Here is a 15,791-nt window from a genome sequence, read left to right on the forward strand (position 1 = left end):
GAAACTGACGCCGCCGCTTCTGCTTTAAATACACATAATGTTAGATGGCGGAAACAAGCGCGGCGTCTGTTGCAATTAACGCTACTGCAATCAACCATAAGGCCCAGACACATAGGGGTTGGTTGCCCTCTCTGTGGCGATGGTGGTGGTAGGCCCATGCCCTGGATAAATGGTCATCAAATCGGGAAGCGTGAGGATCTTTTGCTTTATTGAGCTTATCAGCTGCTGCTGATCACCTTGCGGGAAGTCAGTACGTCCAATCGACCCTGCAAAAATAATATCTCCAACAATCACTTTATTGCTAGTGCGTTCAACCAGCGCTACGTGTCCGGGAGTATGCCCAGGGCAATGCAGTACATTTAACGTTAAACCGCCAATAGCAATGGTGTCATTATCGTTAAGCCACTGGTTAGGCTCAAAGGGCGAAGCAGGTGGAAAGCCAAACATCTGACTTTGCTGCATGAGGGCATCTAACCAAAACTTATCACCTTTATGTGGACCAATAATGGGCACATTAAAATGTGACGCTATTTCTACGGTGCCGCCAACATGGTCGAGGTGACCATGGGTAAGTATTATTTTATCAATATCAACGTGGTTATCGTTTGCTGCTTTGATCAATTTATCTACGTTGCCACCGGGGTCGACAAAGGCGCCCTTCATAGAGTCTGGGTCCCAAATTAGGGAGCAATTTTGAGCGAATGGAGTAACGGGTATAACAACAATTTCCACAATACTTCTCTTATCTTCTTTGCAAATTAACGCTTTTAGTCTTTCGCGTTTTTCGTGAACAGCCAGTAAAGTGCTGCGCCTATCACCAGCTCGCCAACTAAGAATAACCAGGCATTGGTTGCCGACTGACTGATAGACCAAATACACACAGCAAGTGCTATAAAGGGTACTGCACGTTTGACGATGTTGGGTGTGTAGGTAAGCTGATGTTGCGCTTTCATGAGCACCACAACGCACACCGCGTAAACTACAAGCCTTGCTAATACACTTGAAATTGCAAGCCACACAAAACTGCCGCTTAGCGCCATAACGCCTGCAAAAACACCCAATACTAAAACCGAAATATACGGAGTGGCAAACTCGCTATGCACTTTGCCAAGCCAGTGCTTACCCAATTTGTTTGGGATAAGAGACTGACGTGCCATGGAGTACGTAAGACGTGATGTTGAAATCATGTTGGCAAGTAGGTTTCCAGCTACAGATACAACGGCGGCTAATGTCATTATCAGCGCACCAGTTTCACCAAAAATAATATTAGCAAGGGCGATTAATGGGGCGCTATCGGGTGTTGCAGCGCCAAGGGTATGCCAATAAAGCCACTGAACGCAGAAATAAAATAACGCTATGCCTGACACCGTCAGCATTAATGCTTTTGGAATGGTTTTCTTTGGAGAGTTAGTTTCGCCGCTGGTAACCACAACCGTTTCAAAACCAATGAATGCGTACAGCGTAATGAGAGCGCCTGCAGAAATGGTATCTAATGTTGGGGTGACAACGGGCGAAGCAGTAGAGAAATCAAGCTGCCAATATCCTACGCCAATAAGCGCTACAAAAGGCAATAGCTTCAAAACAGAGATAGTGTCGAGGGAGCGCATTGCAGCTTTTAGCCCCACTATATTGACAAATATCAATAGGCTAGTGAGCGCTATTATTGCCAGAGATTTTCCCATTCCTGAGTTGATTTCTGGCCACAAATAGCCGGCGTACAGCAGCAGAACGTGCATATTCGCCGCTATCGCAGTGGCTCTGGCAAGGTAATACACAAACCCGGTTTGAAAGGCTGCTGCATTACCGAACCCTTTACGGGCGTAAATGACAGGGCCGCCAGTTTCTTGATAAAAAACAGCAAGCTGCCCAAAACACCACACAATGGTGAGCATAAGGGCGCCAAAAATAAGAAATATATAAGGGCTAAACGCACCTAACTCTGCAGCCATTTTGGCAGGCAAGGCAAAAATACCTGCGCCGATAAGGCCGTTTAGCACAAGTAAGGCGGCACCAATGCCGCCAATACCCTTAGTGAGCAGGCTGTTTCTAGTCATTGTTTAGGCTAAAAACATGTTCACCGGCAACATAGGTCGAGAGTACCTTTGTTTTCCAAATGTGCTGAGGCTCAATACTGAAGATGTCTTGGTCGACTAAAATAAAATCAGCCCATTTACCTGGAGTAAGTGTCCCCAATGTATCTTCCATATGTCCCGCATAGGCGGCATCAAGAGTAAAGCCCTTGAAGGCTTGCTCAACAGACAAAGCTTCGTGGGCATACCACCCTTTAACCGGCTGGTTGTCTCTATCTTGACGGGTCACTGCAGCGTGTAGGCCATAAAACGGGTTGGCTAATTCCACCGGAAAGTCGGAGCCAAGTGGCAGTGCAATACCTGAATCTAGCAGCGTTTTCCATGCGTAGGCGCCTTTCATTCGATCTTTACCGATGCGATCTTCCGCCATATTTTTATCGCTGGTGGCATGGGTAGGCTGCATGGATGGAAGCACCTTCAAGCCAGAGAAGCGTGCTAGATCATCAGGTGCAATAACCTGTGCATGCTCAATGCGGTTGCGCAGTTCGCTTCCGCCAATGCGGTCAAATGTACTTTCAAATTCATTGAGCGCTACGTGATTCGCTTTGTCGCCAATAGCGTGGTAGTTCAGCTGAAACCCTGCACCTATCACGGTAGTGAATAGCTCACTCATATCTTCTGGCTGAGTCAGTAATAAGCCGTGTTGATGAGGTGCATCTGAATACGGCTCTAACAACGCCGCGCCACGACTGCCGAGTGCGCCATCGCCATAGGCTTTTACAGAGCGTATATACAAAAAGTCGTCGTTATCGCGAATAGTGCCGTTACCCAGCATGGTGGATAACTCAGGGTCGGTAGCACTCACCATGGCATAAATACGAATGGGTAAGTCACTTTCTACCGACTCTTTTAAATAGAAATCATACACATCGCGGCTAATGCCAGCGTCGTGCATTGACGTTATTCCATTGGCTAACAAGTGCTCGCCAGCTGCATCTAACTGCTGCTGATAAATAGCGTTACTTGCCGAAGGTAAGTGTTTTTCAATAAGCATTGATGCGTTATCAATAAATACGCCAGTAGGATTGCCGTTGGCATCTTTAATTATTTCGCCACCAACGGGAGATTTGGTGTCTTTGGTAATGCCGGCAATTTCCATCGCTTTGGTATTGACCCACGCAGCGTGTCCATCAACACGCGTCAGCACTACCGGACGGTCAGACACTACTTTGTCTAGGTCGCCTGCGCTTGGAAAAGCACGGTCGCTCCACAATTCTTGGTTCCAGCCGCGACCAGTAATCCAGCTCTGCGTTTTATTTGCGAACGCATAATCTGACACCATCTTTGCCGCATTGCTTGCACTCGTACTTTCTCGTAGGTTCACTTCCAACAGGTTGGCGCCCAACCCTAACAGATGGCCATGAGCATCGATAAGCCCAGGAAGCATGACTTTTCCTTCGCCATCGATAGTTGTGCTAATGTCAAAGTTTTCTGCCTTGGCATCAAGGGCGAGTACTTTGCCCTCATCCATTACCATATTACTGAACTGAACAAGTGTGCCACTGTCGTTTAGCGTGTAGCCTTTTACGTTTTTAACCAGTGTTGCTGCGTTTACATAATTAATAGAAACAACAGAGTTAAATGCAATACAGGATGCCGCAAGCGTGAGGCCGGTTATTAGCTTTTTCATTGGTTTTGTTTTCATAATTCTTCTGTTCCGTCGTCGAAATCTATAATAGGGGGTTGAAGTAAAAAGTCTTGTTCCCAAATTGCCGCCATTGACGCCTGACTGATATTACCACCAGAGAGCATAACTAACGCCGTTTTGCCCGGAGGGGTATTGGCAGCCCACGAAGCCACTGCCGCCATAGTCATTGCGCAGGTGGGTTCTATATGCAACTTCAATAGATGGTGTAGCCATTGGGTCCAATATGCAATCTGCAGCTCGTCAACTTCATAAAAATCATCGAGTTGTTGTAGTAACTCAAACGTTACATCACCAACGCTGGGGGTGGCTGCACCGTCTGCTAAGGTAACTGGCGTGTGCTCAAGGGCCACAATTTCGCCAGCTTGTAGCGACAGGGAAGCGTCATTCGCTTCGGCGGGCTCTGCGCCAATCACCAATGCGTTGGGTTGCAATGCTCGTGTCGCTAGTAGCGTACCCGCTAAGAGGCCGCCACCACCACAGGGCGCAAAGACTGCGTCCACGTCTCCTTCGTCTTCAAGTGCCTCTAAGGCTGCAGTGCCTTGTCCGGCAATAATATCTTCATGATTAAAAGGCGGTATCCATACGGTATCAGCGCCCTCAGCCGCTTCTTTAACTGCAATGTCCGCCTCAGGGCGAGTAGCAAACAGCTTTAATTCTGCGCCGTAGCTCTTTGTAGCCGCAGCTTTTATTGGGGATATATTTTCACTGGCAAAAATAGTGGCTTTTATACCAAAGTGAGCAGCTGCATAGGCTACCGCCTGTGCGTGATTTCCAGAGCTGTTGGCTACAACCTTTGAAGGCAGTCTACCTTCTTCCTTTAATTTGGCTAGAAAGTTCATTGCGCCACGAATTTTGAAAGCGCCGATGGTTTGTAAGCACTCAGCTTTAAAAAGAATTCTATGACCCATCCACGAGTTTAACAGTGTCGACTCAACAATAGGCGTGCGTTTTAATACTTCATTGATACGCGCGCTTGCTTTTTTAACACTGTCAAAGTCTGGCGTTTTGCCCATAACTACCACTCATTAATAATAAAAAAGTTAAATCACTGAATTGAATACTACCGAAGACAATTCATATTTGCTTCATAAATCTTTATTAAGCTTAAAGGCTGTGTTTCCGGAGATTTAGTCATGTTCGATAGAATAAACCATCGTGTTTATGCATTACCCACGGTGTTGTTCTTATTACTTTCTATATTGTTCGTGTCCACCGGTATTTATATTCAAAAGGATGAACAAAGCGCAAGGGCATCAAAAGCGCAGTCGGTGGCCGAGCAAGTAAAAATCAGCTTAGAAGTATTTTCCACTGAACGCGTAAAAGCAATTTATAACCTGATGCAAAATTGGCCAACCTTTGAGCCAAATCCAGTTGACTGGTTCAATACTCAATCATTATCGTTAATGGGAATGCAGCGAGGCTATAGTTCTCTGGCGTATATCGACAAAACCGGCACAATTCAGTGGGTCGCTACCCCTGAAGCAGGTACTAAAACTCGTATTGACAATAGCCTTATTGGCGAGCCTATGGCTGCACTTGGACTTGCTATTCCAACGCTATCAGAGTCACTTGATAGTGCGATACTCTATTCTCCCTCCACGCAACATCATCACATTCTGTTAGGACGAGCAATCAGCCCTCAAGAGCCTGAGCATGGTTATATTGTTGCAGGCTTCGACGTACAAACAATTTTAGGTGTCATGCTTGGTGAACTCGTTGGCCCGCAGTTTAACTTTAAGCTACAAGCCGGCAACAGTACGCTATTTGCTAGCGGTGAAATGGTGGATGATGGGACACTCGTCTCACTGCCTCCTTTTAAGTTTATAGACCGTGATATCACCCTTTCCATGCAGTCTCAATTTAGCCCATTTAATCCAGGCATGCTGATTATTGTCATTGGCTTACTGATGTCTGCGTTGGTGAGTTACGTATTCCATAAGCAGCTAAAAGGCGCTGTGCACCTTTCGGTGAGTCAGCAGCGCTACCTTACCGCCAGCGAAGCGTCACTAGATGCATTGCTTATTTATCAGCCCTCGCAGAACGACTACACCTTGGTGGAAGCAAACTCATACAGCGAATACCTTTTCAGAGGTGCGGTTGATGTCATGAAAAAAATGAGTTTAGCCGAGCAGTCTCGTTTTTTAGGTATTCCAGAAGAGTTCGAAAAAGCGGCAAATGTTGCTAAAAACGGTGCTCCCTATGAGGGCTACGTCGCAATTAAAAGCGATAAGATTGTGCCAGAGTGGATAAAAATTCAGGTGGTAAATGCAGGGAATAATATTGCCTTAACTATTCGCGATGTGACCGAGCGCTTTAAAGCGCAGAAAGACTTGGAGGATAGTGAAGAGCGCTATCGCCGCTTAGTCGACGGCATGCACCGCCATTTTGTATACACCAAAACGGCAGAACACAGTTTTATTTACGTGAGTGCCGGTGTTGAGAAAATACTAGGCTACAAGCCAGAGCAGTTTTGCGCACACGAGATGCGCTACGTGCAGCAAGTGCCGGATGAAACTTTTGAGATAAGAGAGGCAATAGCAAGAGGTCAAAAGCCCGCAGCCTATTTGGTGCATTATCAAGGGCAATGTGGCAAAAGCTATGTCGTTGAGTTCTCGGATACACCCATTTTAAATGAGAAGGGAGATTTGACCGCCGTAGAGGGGATTGCCCGTGACGTCACCAAAGAGTTGGCGTTGCACGAAGAGGTGCACTTCCAAGCAAATCACGACCAATTAACAGGCTTGCTCAACCGCTATGCCTTTAATGCACAGCTTCGGGATATACTAAAAGAGACAAGGGCAGAGAATAAAACAGCTGAATTAGCGGGTGAGTCTACCTCTTCAGTGCTGCGCAATATACGCGACACACACAGTCAGAATCAGCGTCGCAGTGTAATGTGTTTTATTGATATGGATCGCTTTAAATTAGTTAACGACAGTTGCGGTCATCCAGCAGGTGATAAGCTGTTAAAAGAAGTCTCCACGGTGTTCAGGCAATATGTTAACGGAGATGATTTACTGGCTCGTATCGGTGGTGACGAATTCTGCATTATTTTTAGAGATCAAGGCCTAGACTCTGTTTTAAAACGGTTGGATAAGCTGTTACTTGCCATTTCAAACTATCGCTTTGTGTACGACGATAAATTATTTTTTGTTGGCGCTAGTATCGGCGTTATCGAAATAAATGCGCAAACACAAAGTGCAGAGACATTAATAAAAGCGGCAGACAATGCCTGCTATAAGGCAAAGCATCTGGGGCGTAATCGTTATTTTGTTTACCGAGACGGAGATGCCCAACTTGCCATCGACGACAGCGAAAATAAGGTGCTGCAGGCACTTCACAAAGCGTTACAAAACGATGGTTTTGAGCTTTATAGCCAAGCCATTATGCCTCTTACCGTACCTAGTGAGGTAAGCACGCATTATCCTCAGCACTATGAAATCCTGCTGAGGTTAAACGCAAGCGAAAGCGGTCTAATTAGCCCGGGGTTATTTATTCCCCTTGCCGAGCGCCATGGGTTGATGAATAAAGTGGACCTGTGGGTTGTTGATAACACATTGAAAACGCTAGAAGCCAACCCTGCCCATCTCGATAATGTGGGCAAAGTCGCCATCAATTTGTCGGGTATAACCCTGGGTGATGAGATTGCGTTACAAAAAATAGTACAGCGCATGCAGGGAACCACGGTGCCTGCTGAAAAAGTTTGCTTTGAAATAACGGAAACTACAGCCGTGACTAACTTGGCCGCCGCAAAGCATTTCATTTCCACACTCAGAGATATTGGCTGTAGCTTTGCCTTAGATGATTTTGGGGCAGGAATGTCATCGTTTACCTATCTTAAAAACCTTGATGTAGACTACGTAAAAATTGATGGTTCCTTCGTGCGAAATATTGTTCACGATCCAATAGACCATGCTACAGTAACTGCCATCAATAACATTGCTCACAGCATGGGTAAACAAACCGTCGCCGAGTTTGTTGTAGACAATGCAACGGCTCAAGTGCTGCAAAAGCTTAATGTAGACTTTGGGCAAGGTTTTGCGCTCGACAAGCCAAAGCCTCTGGCACACAGGGTTCAATGGCGTGTGAAGCTTGCCTCTGTGTAGTTCTCAGCAGTTTGAAAAGGAAAATAAAATGGGTTTATTCGATACAATAATGGGAAATGCGAGCGAGACAAGTTCTGAAGATGTTCAGGAAGAACTGTCTCCAATACTTGCTGATAACGAAACGGTTACATCGGCATTTAAATTGGTTCGTGACTTAAGCGTGTTCACCAATAAGCGATTAATAATCATTGATAAGCAGGGGCTGACGGGGCGAAAAGTGAATTATCACTCTATTCCGTATAAGTCTATTACCCAGTTTATCGTTGAAACAGCAGGGCACTTTGACACCGATGCAGAGCTTAAAATTTGGCTGTCGGGTAAATCAGATGCTATTGAGATTGAACTGAGCGCTTCATCGGCTCAGGCAGTGCAAAAGAACCTTGCCAATCAGATGTTTGCATAAAAGATACGCTGGTCGTTAGTCGGCCAAGACGCTTTCAAAATAAAAAAGGGCATAACAAAAAATTGTTATGCCCTTTTTCGTAGCTCAGGTTTTTCCCATAAGCCTTTTCTCCAAACCTTTCTTACTTCAAGTTTCTCTCAAAGAAGTTGGTAATGGTTTTGTATAAGTGAATACCAGTTTGCTTACCGCGAAGACTGTGCTTTTTGCCTGGATAGTCCATGGTTTCAAACGGGATAGCCAGGTCCTGCAAGTGCTTATAGAGCATTGTGGAGTGGGTAAATAGTACGTTGTCATCAGCCATTCCGTGGTAAATCAGCAGGTCGCCTTTTAAGTCTTTCGCGTATGGAAAGACAGAAGATGCAGTGTAAGCATCGTTCTCGGTGTTTGGGTTACCCATGTAGCGTTCGGTGTAGTGAGTGTCGTATAAACGCCAGTCGGTAACGGGAGCACCAGATACACCTGCAGCGAAATAGTCGCCCGCTTTAAACATGGCCATAAGGGTCATGTAGCCACCATAACTGTGTCCGTGAATACCAATGTTGTCAGCATCAACGAAGGGCAGCGTGCGTAAATACTCTACGCCGGCAACTTGGTCATCAACCTCGATAAAGCCCATTTTTTTGTAAATAGGATCTTCAAACGCTTTGCCTCGGTAGTTAGAGCCTCGGTTATCTACCGTGAAGACCACATAACCCTGGTCAACCCAGTGTTGCATCAATAAGCCACGATTTCCCGCCCACTTATTGGTAACCACTTGTGCGTGAGGGCCACCATATAAATACACGATAACAGGCAGTTTCTTATTCGGGTTTTCTACCGCACTCTCTGGCTTGTAGATACGGTATTTTAGCGTTGCACCATCTTTTGTTTGAATATCTCCAAACTCAGGCTTGGTCCAGCTGTCCATATAGGCGTGCAAAGGATGGCCTTCTTCTACTTTATTTTCTTCAAGCCAAGTAATACGTTTGCCTGAAGCATCGTTTAAACTGACTTGGAAAGGAGAGTTAACAGTAGAGAAACGGTCGATAAAAATAGAAGCATCGCTGCTGAAAGTTGCGTCATGATAGGCGCCTAATTCAGTAATACGCGCTATATCGCTGGTGCCTTTTCCATCAAAAGGAACGACATAAATGTGACTTTCCAACGGTGTGTCTTTGCGGCCAGAAAAGAAAATACGGTCGTTTTGCGTGTCGATGGCTTCAATACTGTCAACCACCCAGTCTCCCGATGTGAGCTGCTTAACCATTTTGCCGCTATTATCGAAAAGGTATAGGTGCTTGAATCCATCTCGCTCAGAGGCCCAAACAAACTGACCTTTGTCTTTGAGGAAATACAGGTCGTCGTGCAAGTTTACCCACGTATCACTGCTTTCATTTAACAGTACACGCTGGTTTTTTGTTTGCGTGTTGTACGCACGCAGCTCAAGGTTTTGCTGATCGCGTGTTTGCCATTGGTAGGTAAATGTTGTGCTGTCCGGCATCCATTGGCCTCTGGCAAAGTACACGTCTTTATCTTCGCCTAAATCTACCCACGTACGCTCGTTTGTGTCTAGCGACTGAATGGCAAGTTCTACAACCACGTTGGGTGTACCCGCTTTAGGGTACCTTTGTTCAATCAGTTTGATGTCATCAGCGTAAATCTCAGTACGCGTAATAACGTCTACTGGGCTTTCGTCTACTTTAGTAAACGCAATTTTGCTTTCATCTGGCGCCCACCAATACCCGGTCATTCTTCCCATTTCCTCTTGGGAAACAAACTCGGCCATACCAAACTTGATGTTGCCACCGCCGTCTTTAGTAATTGCCATCTCTTTGCCCGAGGCAATATGTTTTACATAGAGGTTCTGATCGCGAACGTAAGAAATGTAATTACCTTTAGGAGATAGTTTGATGTCTGTTTCAAATGCATCGGTATCGAGTAGCTGCTTGGCTCCTTTTTCGCCAAGTTTGTGATAGTACACATCACCGCCAAGAGGGAAGAGCAGAGCTTTACCATCGTCAGACCATTCGTAGCTTACTATACCGCTACCTTTAAGGCGCATGCGCTCGCGACGGGCTTTCTCTTCATCAGAAAGTACTTCTTCGCCGCTTTGTAAGTCGTTAGAATCGAACAGCATGCGGGTTTCGCCACTGTCGATGTGGTATTCCCACAGGTCGAGACGTTCGTAGTCGGTTTGCTTTCCTTTTAAGAACGTAACGCGCGCGCCATCGGGAGACACTTTGAGTGTGCGAGGGGCGCTGCCGTCTAAAGAAGGTGATGAGAAAATTCGCTCAATAGTGAGCGTTTCAGCGTGTAAAGCAGTAGAGAGCATAGCGGCTCCAATTAAAAGGGCTTTTTTCATTGTTATCTGCATATTTTACTGTCGAAGGTTAGATTGTAGAGAAACCATCACATGATACAAGGTGCAAAGTATGAAATCCGCAATGGTGCTAGGAGCGACAGGTTTAGTCGGACGAACGCTCGTAAATATGCTTTTACAGGACAGGCGTTACGATGAAGTGACATGCTTGGTGCGTAAGCCTCTGTCTTCACAGATGTTCATCGACCCTCACAGCCGATTAAGACCGGTGGTTATCGACTTTGACAATATTCAAGACTATCAAGGTTACTTTAGCGTTAATCATGTGTACTGCTGCTTAGGCACCACCCTTAAAAAGGCAGGTTCGAAAAAAGCATTTCGTCGTGTAGATTTTGAATATATCCACGTTGCGGCTCAGCTTACCCGTGCTCAGCGTGCCGATAGCTTTGTTTGGGTGTCTTCTGTAGGGGCTGACGCAAAAAGTAGTAATTTTTACCTAAGGGTAAAAGGCGAGCTTGAAAATGCCATTATGCGCATGCCACAGCTGCCAAATGCATCCGCGGTCAGGCCGTCATTGCTGTTAGGGAATAGAGATGAATCTCGCTTACTTGAAGATGTTGCGCAAAAAACCGCGCCTATTTGGCAATCTATAATGAAAGGGCCGCTTAAAAAATATCGTCCCGTAGCGCCAATTGATGTGGCAAGAAATATGATGTCACTGCAAAAATGGTAAGTGAGGTGAAAATAGAAAGCGATTTAAATATAGAGAGTGGATTAACACAAAAAGCGGGTTTAAAAAGGTAAGAAAGATATCGGCCTGGCGCTAATGCTTGTCTAAATTAATATTTATTCTTAGTTATCTATTCCATCACGCGTGCTGGGATAGAATAGATGAGGTAAGATCTCTGCCGTGTTTCATTTTCTATGTTCTTAAACAATGTTCCGTTGTAAGCAATTCAGTGTGGCGCAAGATAAGTGTGCCATGAAGGTGAATACCGATAGTCTAATTCTTGGAAGTTGGGTAAATCCCAATGGGGCCAAAAGTGTGCTGGACATCGGTACTGGAACGGGCATTCTCGCGCTTATGATGGCGCAAAAAACGGATGACGCTGCCGACATACAGGCGATTGAGGTAGATGAAAGTGCGGCGCAGCAGGCGAGAGATAATGCTGAGATGTCAAAGTGGTCGAAGCGAATTTCGGTGCACCACCAGGCCTTAGAGGTTTATAAGCCCAAGGCAAAATTTGATATTATTATATCGAACCCGCCTTATTTTGAGCACAGCAATAAACCCACCAATGCCTTTGCTAGTCAAAGCGATGCAAGACACAGTGCTCGACAAACTGGCTTACTTTCGCCGACTGCACTTTTTCAGTTTGCAGCTAATAACGTATCTGCAGGGGGAAGTCTTTACTGCGTTTACCCTTATCAGCGAATGGCCGAAATAGAGCAAGCCGCGTTAGCGTTTAACTTATTTGTGACAAGTTGTTTGGTGGTAAAACACGACAGCAAAAGTGATCCCTACCTATGCGTTTACCGTTTTCAGGCTCAACGCGCTAATGATGAAGACAGCGAGAGCGTCGCTGAATTTGAGGAGAAGTATCCAACCCTTACAATACGCGATCACAATAGTGAGTATTCATCTGCGTTCAAGGTGCTTTGCCGCCCGTTTTATCTAAAATTTTAAAAGAGAAAAAATCATGGTTGTCGTTGCCGAAGCATTTGGTGCAGTTGCTGTTGTTTTAAATTTCATTGGGTACCGACAAAATAATGTTGACCGCTATCTGCTGATATCCGCGTTTGCTTTAGCAAGTTTGAGTGCCCATTTCTTTATGCTAGATGCTATGGCTGCAGGGGTAGGGACTCTTCTCGCTAGCGTTCGCAACATCATTGCGATAAAAAACAGAAGTAACCTTATTCTGTTTGCTTTTATTGGTATTAATATTGGTTTTTTATGCTACGAATGGTTTGTGCTTGAGCATCACTGGAACATATTTATCGCCTATGCTTCCTCGCTCATTTTTACCATTGGCTCTATTGTAATAAGAGACACCCATCAAATACGAAAAACCTTTCTCGTCGCCGAGTCACTGGGCTTACTCTATGCCATTTCGGTGGGAAGTATTTTTGGCACTGTGTTTAACATAAGTAACCTCATCAGCATTATTAGTAAGCTAAAGCGGTAACCCATAACTCTAAAAGTCGGAGCCGTCAAACTTCAAAAAGGGCCATTATTTCATTGAAATAGTGGCCCTTTTTTGTGCTGTTTTGATTCTAAAATGTGAGTGTTCACTTTCTTTTATCTCCTTGTATTCAATAAGTCTAAAGTTCAATAGGCGAAAGTTCAATAACGCTTTTGCGTATGTAAGCGTATTCTTATTAATTAGTAAGTATGAATGCCGCGATGTTTCCTAATAGTGGGTAGAAGTAAACTCACTCGAGGTTTTGGGGAGATGCGTTATGAACAAAGAAAATAAGTTTCGCAGTGAACATCAAAGGAATGATTTTAGCGACGAATTAGAGCGTAAGTTTGCAGACTGCATGCCTGTGAATATATATGAACTCGCGAAGGGTCAACATCGCTCACAAAGCGATGGTGAGATGCCAGAAACACCTTCTGGCGTTATCGGTGTTCAATCACAACTAGAGACCGAAAAGCTTTGGCAGAACAGGTTGCACATGCTATTAAACGCGGAGCGCACACTCAATAGCATTACTCGCTACCGTAAATTAACGGCTATTTTGGTTACGGCAAGTATGGCTATCTTGCTGTTTTCATTATTTGTTGCACCATCATTACCTCCTTCTGTTTTTTATGGCATTATACTAATATGTTTATGCGGAGTTGCGACGTATCCTGCGTGGTGTGTTGCAACGAAAAGTGCACAAGAGCAACGTGATAGCATTTCGAGAATGTTTTATAAAAGCAATCACGAAGTTGAACTGTCAAATGGTGAAGTTACGCTAATTAACAGGGCAAACTATGCGAGTGTCACAAAAATACACATAGCGGATCGCAATATTGGACAACTCGCCACATGAGAACGTATCGAACCCAGTACAGTACGTAGGCGCTCTATTATTAGCCTCTGTGCTGCTTGGCGCCATTTTATTAGCGCCAATGGATGCTATCGGACAACTCTTCGCGTCACTGCTAGTGCTAATTTCAATTTCCTGGTGTAGCAAAGAAGCCCAACATACCCAGCCTCATCAACATTTCTTTCGAATTTTAGCCCTTGTATTGGGCACTGCCTTAACCACTCGTTATTTGCTATGGCGAGGACTGTATACGCTCACCTATACCGACATTTTTTCACTTATTGCGGTTTGGCTATTATTTATTGCCGAAATTTATGCAGGCATCACCTCCGTTTTAGGTGCTATTGTCAATGCGTTTCCTCTTAGTAGGCCGCTGCTCACTTTGAAAGACATAGACACAGAGCGCTTGCCTTCTGTGGACGTCATGATCCCCACCTATAATGAAGACCTTGATATTCTTGAGGTGACAATTCGCGCGGCTAAAATCCTCGACTATCCCAAGGACAAGTTATTTATACACTTGTTGGACGATGGCGGTACCGATCAAAAAATTAATGCAAGTAATGAAACTGCTGCAGCAACGGCAAAGAAACGGCGAAGTAACCTTCAGGCGCTTTGTGAAAAACACGATATTGTCTATCACACTCGCGCAAAGAACGAATTTGCGAAAGCGGGCAATGTAAATAGTGCTATAGGGAATACTAGAAGTGACCTTATTGTCATTTTAGATGCCGACCATGTGCCTACATCAGATTTTCTCGATAGAACCGTGCCTTGGATGTTGAAAAACGAAAATGTCTTTTTGGTGCAGACTCCGCATTTTATGGCGAACCCTGACCCTGTTGAACGAAATTACTTTTCAGCCTTTACGAGAATGCCCTCTGAAAACGACATGTTTTACGGGACTATTCAAAAAGGCCTCGATTACTGGGGCAGTTCTTTCTTTTGTGGTTCTGCGGCCCTGATGAGGCGAGCGCACCTCGAGTTGGTAGGGGGAATATCTGGTGAGTCAATTACAGAAGACGCAGAAACCGCGTTAGATTTACATAAATTAGGCTATGAATCGGTTTATGTAGACAGACCAATGGTGAGCGGTTTGGCACCCGAAACGTTTGATGCGTTCATTCAGCAGCGAATGCGCTGGGCACAAGGAATGACGCAGATTCTTTTGTTAAAAAAGCCGTTTAAAGCCGAGGGGCTTAAGTGGTATCAGCGTGTAGGGTATATGAGCTCTATCATGTTTTGGTTATTTCCTTTCGCGCGTATTATTTTTCTGCTCATGCCTTTGGCTTATCTTGTGTTTGGACTGCAGGTATATCATGCCTCTATGCTGGAAATACTGGCCTATACCATTCCTCATGTTATCGCGACGTATATGATTTCCACTATGCTGTTTGGACGAACGCGATGGCCCTTAGTTTCTGAAATATACGAAATTTTACAGTGTGCCTTTACACTCAAAGCGCTAATAAAGGTGTTTATTAAACCCCGCGAGCCTTCCTTTGTGGTTACGCCAAAAGGGGAAAGTTTAGACAAAACTTTTGTGTCGCCACTCGCAAATGTCTTTTATTGGCTTATTCTTATATTGTTGTTTGCTTTTTTCACTGGGGTGTATAAATTTATCACCGAGCCGCTAAGTAGAGAGTTGACCGTTGTTGTTATGCTGTGGAACGGATTCAACCTATTATTGTTAATGTCGGTGTTGAGCGTGTTGTTAGAAAGAAAACAAGTGCGATCTCAATCTAGGTTACCCGCTACCAACAATGTCGTAATAAGCACCCAGAAAGGACAGGCCTGGGTCGGCGACCTTGTGGATCTCTCAATAGGCGGAGCAAGGATGAAGTTAAAAGGTGAGGGGGCGTTATTTTCTGACCAAGCCAAACTGACAACGTGGTGCGAGGCATTAAATAAGAACGTTCACTTGCCTGTTACGGTATTAAACTACGATAGTAAATTGTCGTTGCTTCGCGTGCAGTTTTCCCCTTCAACGGAAGAGGAGCACAGCGAAGTTGTTGCCTTTGCATTAGCAGATAGCCGTAGATGGATGTCATTTCAGCGAAGGAGAACGCGCGCGATTACGTACTGGTACGGTGCTAAGCACGTACTGAGTGTTGGATTAAAACCTGCTCTTTTGCATTTTCTTCATGCTCTAGATATCGCAGGCAAAAAAATAAGTCACAAAATAAGTTCTGCCAAGGAATAAACA

12 protein-coding genes are annotated in these 15,791 nt (G+C 45.0%); 7 read left to right on the forward strand and 5 right to left on the reverse strand.

Annotation, left to right across the window (positions count from 1 at the left end; genetic code table 11):
- Positions 1-90 precede the first annotated feature (90 nt).
- Genes GTQ48_RS14695 through GTQ48_RS14710 form a run of 4 tightly spaced genes read right to left on the reverse strand, consistent with a single transcriptional unit; the run spans position 91 to position 4,751 of the window.
- Complete coding sequence (locus tag GTQ48_RS14695) at positions 91-732, reverse strand: MBL fold metallo-hydrolase (RefSeq protein ID WP_163107344.1); 642 nt, start codon at positions 730-732, stop codon at positions 91-93.
- Between the two features lie 35 nt (positions 733-767).
- Positions 768-2,054, reverse strand: coding sequence for an APC family permease (locus GTQ48_RS14700; RefSeq protein WP_163107345.1), 1,287 nt, complete (start codon positions 2,052-2,054; stop codon positions 768-770).
- A complete protein-coding gene (locus GTQ48_RS14705; RefSeq protein ID WP_239060145.1) occupies positions 2,047-3,735 on the reverse strand; it encodes an amidohydrolase in 1,689 nt (562 codons plus the stop codon). The genes GTQ48_RS14700 and GTQ48_RS14705 overlap by 8 nt, the downstream gene beginning before the upstream one ends.
- Positions 3,732-4,751 (reverse strand): serine/threonine dehydratase, encoded by a 1,020-nt coding sequence (locus tag GTQ48_RS14710; protein ID WP_163107346.1) that lies wholly within the window; start codon positions 4,749-4,751, stop codon positions 3,732-3,734. The genes GTQ48_RS14705 and GTQ48_RS14710 overlap by 4 nt, the downstream gene beginning before the upstream one ends.
- A 120-nt stretch (positions 4,752-4,871) precedes the next feature.
- Here GTQ48_RS14710 and GTQ48_RS14715 point away from each other — a divergent pair, with 120 nt between their 5' ends.
- Positions 4,872-7,844, forward strand: coding sequence for a sensor domain-containing protein (locus GTQ48_RS14715; RefSeq protein ID WP_163107347.1), 2,973 nt, complete (start codon positions 4,872-4,874; stop codon positions 7,842-7,844).
- A gap of 28 nt (positions 7,845-7,872) precedes the next feature.
- Positions 7,873-8,247 carry a PH domain-containing protein gene (locus GTQ48_RS14720; RefSeq protein WP_032095544.1) on the forward strand — a complete coding sequence of 125 codons (375 nt, stop codon included), beginning with the start codon at positions 7,873-7,875 and terminating at the stop codon, positions 8,245-8,247.
- A 121-nt stretch (positions 8,248-8,368) separates the two neighbouring features.
- Here GTQ48_RS14720 and GTQ48_RS14725 read toward each other — a convergent pair whose 3' ends face one another.
- Entirely contained in the window at positions 8,369-10,588 is a 2,220-nt protein-coding gene (locus GTQ48_RS14725; RefSeq protein ID WP_163107348.1) for a S9 family peptidase, read from the reverse strand.
- Between the two features lie 70 nt (positions 10,589-10,658).
- Here GTQ48_RS14725 and GTQ48_RS14730 point away from each other — a divergent pair, with 70 nt between their 5' ends.
- The 5 genes from GTQ48_RS14730 (at position 10,659) to bcsA (ending at position 15,788) form a co-directional block, all read left to right on the forward strand.
- Positions 10,659-11,279, forward strand: a complete 621-nt coding sequence (locus GTQ48_RS14730; protein ID WP_163107349.1) for an NAD(P)H-binding protein — start codon at positions 10,659-10,661, stop codon at positions 11,277-11,279.
- A 228-nt stretch (positions 11,280-11,507) separates the two neighbouring features.
- Positions 11,508-12,233: a methyltransferase gene (locus tag GTQ48_RS14735; protein WP_163107350.1), complete on the forward strand. Its 726-nt coding sequence runs from the start codon at positions 11,508-11,510 to the stop codon at positions 12,231-12,233.
- 13 nt (positions 12,234-12,246) lie between these two features.
- Complete coding sequence (locus GTQ48_RS14740; RefSeq protein ID WP_163107351.1) at positions 12,247-12,732, forward strand: YgjV family protein; 486 nt, start codon at positions 12,247-12,249, stop codon at positions 12,730-12,732.
- 274 nt (positions 12,733-13,006) lie between these two features.
- A complete protein-coding gene (locus GTQ48_RS14745; protein WP_163107352.1) occupies positions 13,007-13,588 on the forward strand; it encodes a hypothetical protein in 582 nt (193 codons plus the stop codon).
- On the forward strand, positions 13,569-15,788 hold the full coding sequence (gene bcsA / locus GTQ48_RS14750; RefSeq protein WP_163107353.1) for a UDP-forming cellulose synthase catalytic subunit: 2,220 nt from the start codon (positions 13,569-13,571) through the stop codon (positions 15,786-15,788). Before GTQ48_RS14745 ends, bcsA begins: the two co-directional genes overlap by 20 nt.
- The last annotated feature ends 3 nt before the right edge of the window (positions 15,789-15,791 follow it).

The organism is Alteromonas genovensis (assembly GCF_010500895.1).
In the GTDB taxonomy this organism is placed as follows: Bacteria; Pseudomonadota; Gammaproteobacteria; order Enterobacterales; family Alteromonadaceae; genus Alteromonas; species Alteromonas genovensis.